The 12,157-nt window shown below is 74.7% G+C and carries 10 protein-coding genes; 2 read left to right on the top strand and 8 right to left on the bottom strand.

Annotated elements, in window-relative coordinates; translation table 11 throughout:
* Positions 1-19 precede the first annotated feature (19 nt).
* From FHX32_RS23560 to FHX32_RS23525, 8 genes are all read right to left on the bottom strand, one after another.
* Complete coding sequence (locus FHX32_RS23560; RefSeq protein WP_167187278.1) at positions 20-805, bottom strand: zf-HC2 domain-containing protein; 786 nt, start codon at positions 803-805, stop codon at positions 20-22.
* A complete protein-coding gene (locus FHX32_RS23555; protein WP_167187275.1) occupies positions 802-1,494 on the bottom strand; it encodes a sigma-70 family RNA polymerase sigma factor in 693 nt (230 codons plus the stop codon). The genes FHX32_RS23560 and FHX32_RS23555 overlap by 4 nt, the downstream gene beginning before the upstream one ends.
* Positions 1,495-1,577: 83 nt before the next feature.
* The gene (locus tag FHX32_RS23550) at positions 1,578-2,435 is read right to left on the bottom strand and encodes a fused MFS/spermidine synthase (RefSeq protein WP_167187272.1); all 858 of its coding nucleotides are present in this window, start codon (positions 2,433-2,435) and stop codon (positions 1,578-1,580) included.
* A 23-nt stretch (positions 2,436-2,458) separates the two neighbouring features.
* Complete coding sequence (locus tag FHX32_RS23545; protein WP_167187269.1) at positions 2,459-3,409, bottom strand: hypothetical protein; 951 nt, start codon at positions 3,407-3,409, stop codon at positions 2,459-2,461.
* Positions 3,406-5,880: an AAA family ATPase gene (locus FHX32_RS23540; protein WP_167187265.1), complete on the bottom strand. Its 2,475-nt coding sequence runs from the start codon at positions 5,878-5,880 to the stop codon at positions 3,406-3,408. The genes FHX32_RS23545 and FHX32_RS23540 overlap by 4 nt, the downstream gene beginning before the upstream one ends.
* Entirely contained in the window at positions 5,880-7,028 is a 1,149-nt protein-coding gene (locus tag FHX32_RS23535; protein WP_167187261.1) for a metallophosphoesterase family protein, read from the bottom strand. The genes FHX32_RS23540 and FHX32_RS23535 overlap by 1 nt, the downstream gene beginning before the upstream one ends.
* An 11-nt stretch (positions 7,029-7,039) precedes the next feature.
* Positions 7,040-8,791 carry an ATP-binding protein gene (locus FHX32_RS23530; protein WP_167187258.1) on the bottom strand — a complete coding sequence of 584 codons (1,752 nt, stop codon included), beginning with the start codon at positions 8,789-8,791 and terminating at the stop codon, positions 7,040-7,042.
* A 230-nt stretch (positions 8,792-9,021) separates the two neighbouring features.
* Positions 9,022-9,768: a pyrimidine reductase family protein gene (locus FHX32_RS23525; protein ID WP_167187255.1), complete on the bottom strand. Its 747-nt coding sequence runs from the start codon at positions 9,766-9,768 to the stop codon at positions 9,022-9,024.
* Between the two features lie 151 nt (positions 9,769-9,919).
* Here FHX32_RS23525 and FHX32_RS23520 point away from each other — a divergent pair, with 151 nt between their 5' ends.
* Together FHX32_RS23520 and FHX32_RS23515 are read left to right on the top strand one after the other, a co-directional pair.
* Complete coding sequence (locus FHX32_RS23520) at positions 9,920-10,465, top strand: plasmid pRiA4b ORF-3 family protein (protein ID WP_167187252.1); 546 nt, start codon at positions 9,920-9,922, stop codon at positions 10,463-10,465.
* A 315-nt stretch (positions 10,466-10,780) separates the two neighbouring features.
* Positions 10,781-12,091, top strand: a complete 1,311-nt coding sequence (locus FHX32_RS23515) for an extracellular solute-binding protein (protein WP_167187249.1) — start codon at positions 10,781-10,783, stop codon at positions 12,089-12,091.
* Positions 12,092-12,157 lie beyond the last annotated feature (66 nt).

The following is a 12,157-nucleotide window of genomic DNA, read 5'->3' as shown; positions in this document are numbered from 1 at the left end:
CGCCGATCGGCATCGACGGTCAGATCGGTACGGTCACCAGCGGGCTCGCCACCCCGTTCACGTCCACCGACTGCACCTGGAACTGCTTGATGTCGTCGACCGGCGTCGAGGTGGCCGCCGACAGGGTCAGCAACTGGGGGTTGGTGTTGGTGCCGTACCCGCCGGCCGGCACCGACCAGGTGGAGATCACCTCGGTGGTGGCGTTCTTGCGCACCACCACCAGCCGGCAGGTCCGCGGCCCGGGCAGCCGGGAGAGGCTGAAGTTGACCCGGGTGCCGAACTCCTTCGCCACCACGAAGAACGTCGTCTTCACGCCGGTGCTCGGGTCCACCACGTCGTGCTGGTCGCCCTCCTCCTCGTTGCCGCCCACGTTCGGCTCGTTGGGGCCGGCGGAGCGGGTCCCGGGGGGTGGGGTGAGCGGGGCGCTGGTGGTCGGCCCGGCGATCACGTCCGGCGGAGCGTCGTCCCGCTCGACCACGCTGGCGAAGCCGATCCCGGTCAGGCCGCCGAGCACCACCACGGCGGCCGCGGTGGCCAGCAACTGCCGGAACCGGGTACGCCGCCGGTCGGCCCGGACCGCGACCAGGGTGCGGTCCAGCAGCGCCGGGTCGGTCTGCGTCTGCTCCAGCGCGGACATCGTCTCGCCGTCGATGCCGGAGAGCAGCCCGACCACCGGGACCATGGTCTCCAGCTCCGCGGCGCACGCCCAGCAGGTGGCGAGGTGCTCCTCGAACCGTTCGGTGTCCTGCTCGTCCAGCACGCCCAGCGCGTACGCCGCGACGTCCATGTGGTCCGCCCGGCTCATTCCGTCACCCCCCGTTCCTGCAGAGCCGTGCGCAGCGCGCGCAGCGCGTAGTAGACCCGCGACTTGGCGGTGCCCAGCGGAAGCCCCAACTCCTCCGCCGCCTCGGGCACCGTCCGGCCCCGGAAGTACGTGGCCACCAGGATCTCCCGGTGCGACTGGCTCAGCGTACGCAGCGCGTCCGCCACGGTCATCGTGCGCAGCACCCGGTCGGTGCTGTCCGCCTCGGCGAACGCGGTCAGGTCCCGGTCGTACGTCTCGGCCGGCCGGGCCTGCTCGCTGCGGTGCTCGTCGATGGCGATCCGGCGGGCCACGGTGACCAGCCAGGGTCGCAGCGACCCCTGCCCCTGCGCCCCCAGCCGGTGCGCGTTGCGCCAGGCCCGCAGCAGGGTCTCCTGCACGATGTCCTCCGCGCGCTGCCGGTCCCCACCGGTCAGCCGCATGACGAACATCAGCAGCGGCCCGGCGTGCTCGGCGTAGAGCAGCCGGATCAACTGGTCGGAGTGAGCGGCCTCGGACGACGCCGCCTGGTGGCGTCCCGGCGCCGGTCGCGGCGTCACCGGGTCATTCTGGCGAGACGACGGGCGGGCGTCGACCCCACGTGCGGACCGGGTCGACCGCGACTGGGACCGCGCCGACATCCAGTCCGCCCGCACCGAGTCGCCGTGCCAGCCGACCGCCACCGCATGCATGCAGACCTCCGGGTGTCCGATGACATCGGCCCTCCCCCCACGGGCATGGCCGCCCGGTGGTACGCAGCGCCGGGCCGAACGGATCAACGGCGGACGGAAAAAATCCCGGGCGGTGGTGGCGTCGACGCGGTGGCACCGGCGTCCCGCACCACCGGGGCGCCGCCGACGAAGCGGTCCAGGTCCGCCCCGGCCAGCACCCGGCCGGGGAACCAGTCCCCGGCGGCCCGCCGGGTCAGCTCCGGCACCGGCGGCTCCACCCGGCCGGCCACCAGCACCAGGTTGCCGTAGCGCCGCCCGCGCAGCACGGCCGCGTCACCGACCAGGCAGGCCCGGGGCAGCACCGAGCGGACCGTGGCCAGCTGGCCGCGGGCGTACCGCAGCGGCGGGCCGTCGGCGACGTTGGCCAGGTACCAGCCCTGCGGGCGCAGCACCCGGGCCACCTCGGCGGTGTACTCGACCGAGGTCAGGTGGGCCGGGGTCCGGGCGCCGGCGAAGACGTCGGCGACGACCAGATCGCAGCTGGCGTCCCGGGTGCTGGCCAGCACCGCCCGGGCGTCGGCGACCCGGACCCGCAGCCGCGGGTCGGCGCGCCACGGCAGCACCCGCCGGACCAGGTCCATCAGCGCGCCGTCCACCTCGACCACCCGCTGCGTCGAGCCCGGACGGGTGGCGCTGACGTACCGGGGCAGGGTCAGCGCGCCGCCACCCAGGTGCAGCACCCGCAGCGGGGCGCCGGCCGGCGCGACCAGGTCGATCGCCGCGGCCAGCCGGCGGACGTACTCGAACTCCAGGTGGGTGGGGTCGGCCAGGTCGACGTGCGACTGCGGCGCGCCGTCCAGCAGCAGCGTCCACGAGTCGGCCCGGTCCGGGTCCGGCACCAGCTCGGCGTGCCCGGTGTCGACCTGCTCCACCACCCGGTCCCCGGCCCGCCTGCGCCCCATGCCACCCAGTATCCCGGCGGCGGTCAGGGGCGGGCGGCGGCGGTCAGCGCCCGGTGCAGCAGCCGGGCGTCACCGAGCAGCGCCCGCAGCCGGCGTTCCAGGCCGGCGATCGGGATCAGGTTCTGCGGGGCCCGCGGGTCCTTGTACGGCGTGGACGCGAACCGGGGCAGGGTGACCAGGGACAGGTCGGCCAGCTCGACCGCCTCGGTGATGGTCAGGTCGGCCGAGCACTCCAGCCGGACGATGCCCGCCCAGGGCGCCCCGGCGGCCACCGGCAACCGCAGGTACCACGACCAGCCGCCCCAGGCCGTGCCGAGCCGGAAGACGGGGGAGCGCTGGCCGGCGGCCAACCCGGTGACCACCGCGGTGAGCCGGGCGTCCAGGTACTGGCTGTGCTGGGTCTTGATGTAGCCGAGGGTGCGGGGCAGCTGCCGCCGGTTGCGCAGCGGCCCGTCCACCACCAGCAGGTCGCCGTCGACCCGGGCGGCGCCGGAGACCTCCACCTCCAGCGCGGTCAGCGGACCCTGCACGGCCGCCGGCAGCTTGGCCAGCTCACCGGTGCCGCTGACCCGGTGCACCGGATAGCGGACCCGCCCGGCCACCACGTCCTCGGCGGAGGGGCTCGCGGTGAACAGACCCCGGCCCACCCGGGTGCCCGCCAACTGCGCCGCGCCCCGTTGCAGGTCGCAGCGGACCACCCCGGCGGCGTAGGAGGCGGCCAGGCCGGGGAACGATCCGCCGTCGGCCTCCGCCGTCCAGACGCTGGCGTCGATCCGGCGTACCCCGTCGACCAGCAGCACCACGTCCGGCGCGCGCAGGCCGGGGCGCGCGTCGATGGCCCGCCAGTCCACCGCGGGCAGTTCGGCGTCCGGGTCGACCTGGGCGCTGCTCGGCGCGGCCGGCCCGGCCGACGACGCCTCGAACGACGCCCCGTACGCGGGATCCCACGCGTCGACGAAGAACCGGGCGGTCATCGGCCGGTCCGTTCCACCCGCGCCGAGCGGGCGTCCTTGCGTACCTCGAACCGGACCGGGATGCGCTCGGCCAGCGCAGGCACGTGGGTGACCACGCCGACCATCCGGTCACCGCGGGCGGCCAGGCTCTCCAGGGTGGCGGCCACCGTGTCCAGGGTGGCCGCGTCGAGCGTGCCGAAGCCCTCGTCCAGCACGATCGACTCCAGGCTCGCCGCGGTGGTGGACATCCCGGCCAGCTGCTCGGAGAGCGCCAGCGCCAGCGCCAGCGACGCCTGGAACGTCTCGCCGCCGGAGAGGGTGCGCACGCCCCGGCGCAGCCCGGCGTCGTGGTGGTCGACGACGAAGAACTCGCCCTTGTCGTGCACCAGGTCGTACTGGCCGCCGGAGAGGTCCCGCAGGATCCCGGAGGCGCCGTCGACCAGCAGGTCCAGCGCCTCGGCCAGCAGCCACCGCTCGAAGTTGTTGGCCCGCAGGTGCCCGGCGAGCGCCCGGGCCACCTGCGCCTCACGCTCGTGCCCGGCGCGCTGCTCGCGCAGCCCCGCCGCCTGCTCCCGCCGCTGCAGCAGTTGCCGCCGGTCGGCCTCGGCCCGCTCGACGGCCACCGCGGCGGCGCGGACCGGGTCGTCCGCGGGCGGCAACCCGGCGGCGGCGAAGATGCCGGCGATCCGCTCCGCAGCCGCGGCGGCGGCCGCCTCGGCCTCGGCCACCGCGCCGGCCCGCCCGGCCCGCTCCGCCCGGCGCTGCTCCGCCTCGGCCGCGGCCCAGCCGGTGAGCGTGGTCCAGGCCGCCGCGACGTCCTCCCGGTCGGCCGCCGGCGGGCCGAACCGGGCCAGCCCGTCCCGGGCCGCGTCGAACGCCCGCCACGCCGCGCGCAGCCGCTGCTCGGCGGCGTCCACCGCGCCGCGGGCCTGCCGGGCCGACTCCCGGCCGGCGCGGACCGCCGCGCCCGCTTCCTCCAGGGACCGCCGCAGCCGGGCGTGCTCGGCGAGCCGGTCCCGCAGCGCCTCGGCCGTCGCGGCCCCGGCGAGCTGAGCGTCCAGCTCGGCCAACCGGCCGTCCACCTGATCCTGCCGGGCGCGGGCCTGCACCAGCACCCGCTCCAGGTCGCGGGCCGCCGTGTCGCGCTCCCGCACCACCCGCCCGGCCGCCTCGCTGGCCGCCCGGGCGGCCTTGCCGGCCGCCACCGCGCGGGCCACCGCCGAACCGGCGGGGACCGCCGGCACCGTGGCCACCACCTGCTCGCAGACCGGGCAGGCGTCGCCGTCGGCCAGGTGCGCCCGCAGCGCCACGGCCTGGTCGGTGGCCTTCGCCTCCTCGTGCGCCCGGAACGCCGCCGCCAACTCCTCCTCGGCCCGTTCGGCCGCCGCCCGCGCCTCGGCCAGCGCGCGCACGGCCGCGTCGTGCTCGGCGCCGGCCACCGCCAGCGCCGCCCGGACCGCGTCCGCCTCGCCGGCCAGCTTCTCCCGGTCGGCGTACGCCTTCAGCTGCAGCCGCAGCGCGCTCTCGTCGCCGGCGGCGGCCAGCTCGCCCCGGAGCTTCTCCTCCCGCTCCTCGGCCAGCGCCACCGCGGTGGCCGCCGCGTCGGCGTCGGCGCGCGCGGCGGTCACCGCCCGGGCCACCTCGGCCACTCCGGCCGGCGCCCGCACCGCGCCGAGCACGGCGAGGTCGGCGTCGAGGGCGGCCAGCGCCGCCTGCGCCTGCAGCGCCGTGGCCCGGGCCGCGTCCAGCTCCGGTACGGCCGCGGCCACCGCCCCGGCCAACTCGCGCAGCCGGTCGACCTGCGCGGTCGCCGCCTCCAGCGCGGCGTCGTCGACGTCGGTCAGCCCGCCGAGCAGCTGGTCGACCGTCTCCAACCGCGCCTCGGCCTGCGCGGCCCGCGCGGTCGCCTTCTTCTGCACCTCCTCGTAGACCCCGAGGCCGAGCAGGTTGACCAGGATCTGCTGCCGGGTGGCCGGCCTGGCGTGCAGGAAATCGGCGAACTGGCCCTGCGGCAGCACCACGCAGCTGGTGAACTGTTCGTACGGCAGCCCGACCGCCTCCAGCACCGCCTCGTCCATCTCGGCCGGGGTGCCGGCCACCACCTCGCCGAGATCCTCCGGGCTGAGCCCGGTGTCCAGCTTGGTGACGTCGAACCCGGCCGGCATCAGCTGCAGGCCGGCGTTGGCCGTCTTGACGTTGCCCCGGCCGTCCCGGCGCACCACCCGGGTGGCCACGTAGCGGGCCCCGCCGGACTCGAAGACCAGCCGGACCCGGGCCTCGGTGGCCGACGGCGCCAGGGCGTTGGCCAGGCCACGGGCGCCGCCCCAGCGGGGCACCGTGCCGTAGAGGGCGAAGCAGATCGCGTCCAGCACCGTCGACTTGCCGGAGCCGGTGGGGCCGACCAGGGCGAAGAAGTCGGCGTCGGTGAAGTCGACGGTGGTCTCGTCGCGGAAGACGGTGAAGCCGGCCATGTCCAGCCGCATCGGGCGCATCAGTGCTCCACCTCCTCCAGGAGCTCGTCGAAGAGTTCCCGGACTCCGTCGTCGGCGTGCCCCCGGCTGCTCAGGTAGTCGGCGAAGAGCTCGCTCGGGGAGCGGCCGGCCCGCTGGGCGACCCGGGTGCCGCTGCCCGGCGCCGGCACCAGCTCCGGGTCGATCCGGATCTCCAACGCCCGGGGCAGCAGCTCCTGCACCTCCTCGCGGAGCCCGGCGCGCGGCTGCTCCCGGACGTACACCCGCAGCCAGCCCTCCGGGGCGTCGATCTCGGCGAGCTGGGCCAGCGTGCCGCGGACCGTCCGCAGCGGGGTCGCCGCGGCTACCGGCACCTCGCGGATCTGCGCCGCTGTCGTCGCGGTCACCTCGACCAGCGTCACCGACGGGACGTTCTCCTGTTCGCCGAAGTCCACCGCCAGCGGGCTGCCGCTGTAGCGGATCGGGCAGGGGCCCTGCACCCGCTGGGAGCGGTGCAGGTGGCCGAGCGCCACGTAGTGCGCGGTGCCCGGGAAGACCGTCGCCGGCACCGCGTAGCCGAGCACGGTGTGCGCGTCCCGCTCGCCGCCGCCGGTGGCCGCGCCGACCACCGTCAGGTGCGCGGTGACCAGGTGCACCCGGTCCGGCTCGGTGAAGCTCTCGGTGAGCCGGCCGAGCACCCGGCCCAGGTGGTCGGCGTACGTCTGGGTGGTCTCGGCGGCGGTCAGCTCGTACATCTCCACCGCGCGGATCGCGTAGCGCTGGGACAGGAACGGCAGCGCGGCCAGCCGCCACCGCTCGCCGCCCGTGGTGGTGCCGTCGACGACGTGCTCATCGGGGTTGTCGCGGACCCCGCCGCGCAGCGTGATGCCGGCGGCCTCGGCCCACGGGCGCAGCGCGTCCAGGGCCTGCCCGTTGTCGTGGTTGCCGCCGATGGCGACCACGTCGGCGCCGGTGCGCCGCAGCGCGGTCAGCGCCCGGGTGACCAGCCGGGTGGCCTCCGGCGTCGGCGCGGCGGTGTCGTAGAGGTCACCGGCGACGATGACCAGGTCGGGCCGCTCGGCCCGGGCGATGTCGATCACCCCGGCCAGCACCTGCTTGTGCTCCTCGGCCCGCGACTGCCCCTTGAGGACCTTGCCGACGTGCCAGTCCGAGGTGTGCAGGATCTTCACGGGTTCGCCCCCTAGAACGGGATGTCGTCGTCGGCGCCGCCGCCCGAGCCGACCACCGCGAACGGGTCGGCGGACTGGGTGATCGAGCGCAAGGTCTCGGACGGGGCCCGGCCGGCCTCGGAGACCCGGGTCGCCCAGGCGGGGAAGGGGAACTCCAGGCAGAGCGGCACCGGGATGTCGGGCTGGTTGACGAACATCGTGCCCGGCTTGGCCAGCAGCGCGCGTTGCCGCTGGGCGGGGGGCAGGAAGCCGTACTCGGGGCGGGACGCCTCGGCCGGGTCGAGCCGGCCGACCACCCGGATCGCCGAGTTGGTGACGATCCGCCGCTCCACCTCGCTCGCCGTCTGCTGGGCGCCGATCAGGATCACCCCGAGCGACCGGCCCCGCTCGGCGATGTCGAGCAGCACCTCCTTGATCGGCGAGGAGCCCTCCCGGGGGGCGTACTTGTTCAGCTCGTCGAGCACCACGAAGAGCAGGGGTTTGGCGGTGCCGGCCTTCTCCTTGCGCTCGAACTCGCTCTTGAGCGTCACGCCGACCACGAACCGCTGCGCGCGGTCCGGCAGGTTGTGCAGGTCGACCACGGTGACCTGGGCGCTCTCGGCGGTGTTGATCGAGTGCGGGCGGCGGGTGGCCAGGTCGCCCCGGATCAGCCGGGAGAGGTCCTTCTTGCTGCCGATCAGCCGCCGGGCGAACGCGTTGACCGTGCCGAGCCCGACCGCGCTGCCGGCCCACTCCGACCGGGTCTCGTCGTCGTTGAGCTGCTCGACGACGTGGTCGACCAGGTCGGCGTACGAGCCGAGCCGCACCCCGTCGAGGCTCACCCCGCCGTCGGCCGGCTGGGCGTGCCGGGCCAGGTGGGCGGCGACCGAGTGCACCACCATCGTGTACTGCTGGCGTTCGTCGTCGGCGTCGGCGAAGACGTACGGCAGCAGCCGGTCGGCGCAGAACTCGCTCAGCGTCCAGTAGAAGCTGTCGACTCCGGTGAGCCGGCTGCTCACGTCGGGGGTGCCGGACGAGTCGCCGACCCGCGGCGGGGCGTAGACCCGGACGTCGGGGAAGGCGCCGGCGGTGAGCCCGAGCCGGGCGTAGCCGGCGCGGGTGCCGTCGTCGAGGCGGGTGTTGGCATGGTCGAGGAAGAGCAGGTCCTCGCCCTTGACGTTGAAGATGAGCGCCTTGGCGTTGACCGCGTCGCCGCCCAGCACGCCGGAGCGGAACACCGAGTAGAGCAGGAAGGTGGCGAAGCTGGTCTTGGTGGCCACCCCGGAGATGCCGGAGATGGAGACGTGCGCGCCCCGGCTGCCGTCGAGGAAGTCGGCGTTCAGGTAGACCGGCACCCCGTCGCGGCCCATGCCCATCGGGATCCGCCGTTCCATCCGGTCGAAGTGCAGCGCGCGGGCCCGCGCGTCGCCCTCGGCGCGGTGCACGACCGCGCCCGGCGACGGCGGCACGTAGAGCTCGGGGTCGACCCGGGTGGTGGTGATCTCGGCCGCCTCCTGCACCTGGGCGGGGAGGGTGCCGTCGGCGATGGCGAAGACGTCGGAGTCGAACTGGGCGCCCTCGTGCCGGGCGCGCACCTGGGTGACCACGCCGGCGATGGTCACCGGCTCCCGGTCGGGCAGCTCGCGCCGGGTCACCACCACGTCGTCGAGCTGCAGGTAGCTGCCGGGGGAGACCGCCGTCCAGAACTGCAGCGGGGTGGCGTCGGCGGTGCCCAGCACCCGGCCGACCCCCTCGCCGGGGCCGTCGACGTCGTCGTCGGTCATCGCAACTCCGGTCGGCTGGTCGTCGGGGTGGGGAGGCACGCCCTGCATCCTGCCCGAGGAGTACGACAGGCCGCCACGCGACGCGGCGGACGCCACGGGGAGAACGAGCGGCGTTCACCGACCGGGACCGGGTGGGTGCCCTGGGTGAAGCATCGGCCCGCGACGTGGCCTTCGGCGTCAGGTGCCGGCGGGCCGGCGGCCGGCCACCTCCGCGGTGACCCGGACCGCCGTCAGTCCCGGGCGTGGCGCAGCAGCAGCACCCCGTCCTCGGCGGCGAGCACGTGCCGCAGCGGCAGCTGCCGCACCGGGCTCGGGTCGCCGGCGGTGATCCGGCCGGGGCCGGGACCGGCGAGCAGCGGGGCGACCGTGAGACAGACCTCGTCCACCAGGTCGGCCGCGGTGAGCGCGCCGAACAGCCGCGGGCCGCCCTCGCAGAGCAACTGGTCGTGGCCGCGGCGGCGCAGCTCGGCCAGGCCGGCGACGAGGTCGACGGTCCCGGTGCCGCAGCGCACCACGTCGGCGACCTCGGTCAGCCCGGGCGGCGCGGCGGCGCCGGCGTGGGTGAGCACCACCGGGCGGACCGGGGCGTCGGCGAACGCGGCCTGCGCCGGGTCGAGGTCGAGGGCGCCGGAGACCACCACCAGCGTCGGATACTCGGCCAGCCCGTGCGCCCGCCGCCAGGCCCGCCGCTGCGGGCTGAGCCGGACCGCCCGGTAGCCCTCGTGCCGCAGCGTGCCGGCGGCCACCACGAGCGCGTCGCAGAGCATCCGCAGCAGGCCGAAGACCCGCTTGTCCGGCTGGCCGGAGAGCCCGGCGGAGTAGCCGTCGACGCTGACCGCGCCGTCGACGCTGGTCACGAAGTTCACCCGCAGGCGCGGGCGGTCGCCGCGGGGGTAGAGCGCGACCAGCGCGTCGTCGTCGAGGGGCTGCGGGTGCGGGGCGGGCCAGAGCCGGGAAATCAGGATTTTGCCGGTCATTCGCTGGCCGGACCGGTGACCGGAGGGGTGGGCCGGGGGGTACGGTGCTGGCAGTCGCACCAGTTCCGGCCCGGACAGTCGTCGTGCCGCCTCGCCCGGCACGCTCGGCAGATCATGCTGGCAAGCCTATGCCGAGGGAGGATGGAACAGCATGCCGCGTCAGATCTTCCAGCTGAAGATTTCCCTGGCCGGGGTCCGGCCGACGGTCTGGCGTCGGGTGCTCGTCCCCGGTGGTTACACCCTCGACCGGCTGCACCGGGTGGTGCAGCACGCGATGGGCTGGCGCGACTGTCACCTGCACTCGTTCGAGATCGACGGCATCCAGTACGGCGAGCCCGACCCGGACGGCGAACTGGCCCTCACCGACGAGCTGGACGTCCGCCTCGACGCGGTGGTGGGCAAGGGCAGCCGGTTCCACTACACCTACGACTTCGGCGACTGGTGGGAGCACGACCTGGTGGTGGAGGACGCGGTGACCGCCGACCCGGAGGTGCGCTATCCGTCCTGCCTGGACGGCGCGCGGGCCTGCCCGCCGGAGGACATCGGCGGACCGGTCGGCTACCACGCCCTGCTGGCCGCGCTGGCCGACCCGCGCCATCCCGAGCACCGGTCGATGCGGGAGTGGGTGGGCGACCGGTTCGATCCGGCCGCCTTCGACCCGGGCCGGGCCGACACCCTGCTGCGCCGCTTCTGCTGACCCGCGCCCACCCCTGCCGCCCCGCTTCCGCTGAGCCGCGGCCACCCCTGCTCCCCGCCGCCGCTGCGCGCGCGGCCGCCCGCGCAGGCGACGCGCGGTAACGATCTGGGAACGCTCCCATCGACCTTATTGACACCTCCGACACACCCCAGCAATCTCATGGGAGCGCTCCCGACGGGGCGTACCCGCTCGGCGCCCGGCTCGGCGGCGGGCGGACCTCACACGAGCCTGGAACACCTCCGGAAGCCACCACCGACGAAGCAGCGTCAGGCATCCGCAACCACCACACGAAGCACCACCTGAGAGGGGTCAGGGATGAGCGTCATCGGGCGCCGGTTCCGCACTGTCGCGGTCGCCGCGCTCGCCGTGGGCGTGGCCCTTGGCGGCACGGCGTGCAGCAAGAAGAACGACGACCAGGCAAGCGGCGAGGGTGGGCAGGTCAAGCTGGTCCTGCAGACCTTCCAGAACTTCGGCTACGACCAGGCCATCAAGGACTTCGAGGCGGCCAACCCGAACATCAAGGTCGAGCACCAGAAGATGGGCGAGCTGCGCGACTTCCAGCCGAAGCTGGTGCAGTGGCTCGCCGCGGGCAGCGGGGCCGGCGACGTGGTCGGTCTGGAGGAGGGCGTCCTGCTCGGGTACGTCCAGAACCACGACAAGTTCACCAACCTGCTCGACCTGGGCGCCGGTGAGCTGAAGGCCAACTTCCCCGAGTGGAAGTGGAACAACGCGCTGACGCCGGACGGTAAGAAGCTGATCGGGCTCGGCACCGACGTCGGCGGCCTGGCCATGTGCTACCGCAAGGACCTGTTCCAGCAGGCGGGCCTGCCCACCGACCGCGAACAGGTCTCCCAGCGGATGAGCACCTGGCAGGACTACATCGCGCTGGGCAAGGAGTTCAAGGCCAGCGGCAAGGTCAAGGCGGCCTGGCTGGACAGCGCCACCAGCCTGATGCAGCCGCACGTCATGCAGAACTCCGAGACGTTCTTCTTCGACAAGGACAACAAGTTCATCGGTGACACCAACCCGGTGGTCAAGCAGACCTGGGACATGGGCCTGCAGATGGCCGCCGATGGCCTCACCGCCAAGGCGCAGCGGTGGAGCGCCGACTGGGACGCGGCCTTCAAGAACTCCGCCTTCGCCACGCTGCCCTGCCCGGCCTGGATGACCGAGGGCGTCATCGCCCAGCGCTCCGGCCCGGCGAACGCCGGCAAGTGGGACATCGCCCGGATCCCCGGCGGGGGTGGCAACTGGGGCGGGTCGTACCTCGCCGTCCCGGCCCAGACCAAGCACCCGAAGGAGGCGTACCTGCTGGCCAAGTACCTGACCAGCAAGGAGGGGCACCTGGCGGCGTTCAAGGAGGCGGGCGCCATGCCGTCCGACATCGCCGGCCTCGAGGACCCGGCGTTCAAGGACAAGACGAGCGAGTACTTCAGCGGCGCGCCCACCGGAAAGATCTTCGGGGAGAGCGTCAAGAACATGAAGCCGGTCTTCCTCGGCGCCAAGCACCAGCAGATCTGGGAGACCATCGTCGAGCCGCAGATGCAGGCGGCCGAGCGCGGCCGGCTCAGTTCCGACGCGGCCTGGAAGAAGGCGATGGACGAGGCCAAGAAGGCGGCCAGCTGAGTCGCCGGTGACCGGTCGGGTCCGCGGGCGTCAGGTGCCCGCGGACCGGCGGCGGCGCCCACACCC

It is taken from the genome of Micromonospora sp. CNZ280 (assembly GCF_011759515.1).
Note: the sequence above shows the minus strand (reverse complement) of the source record. Positions and strands in the feature narration are given on the sequence as shown.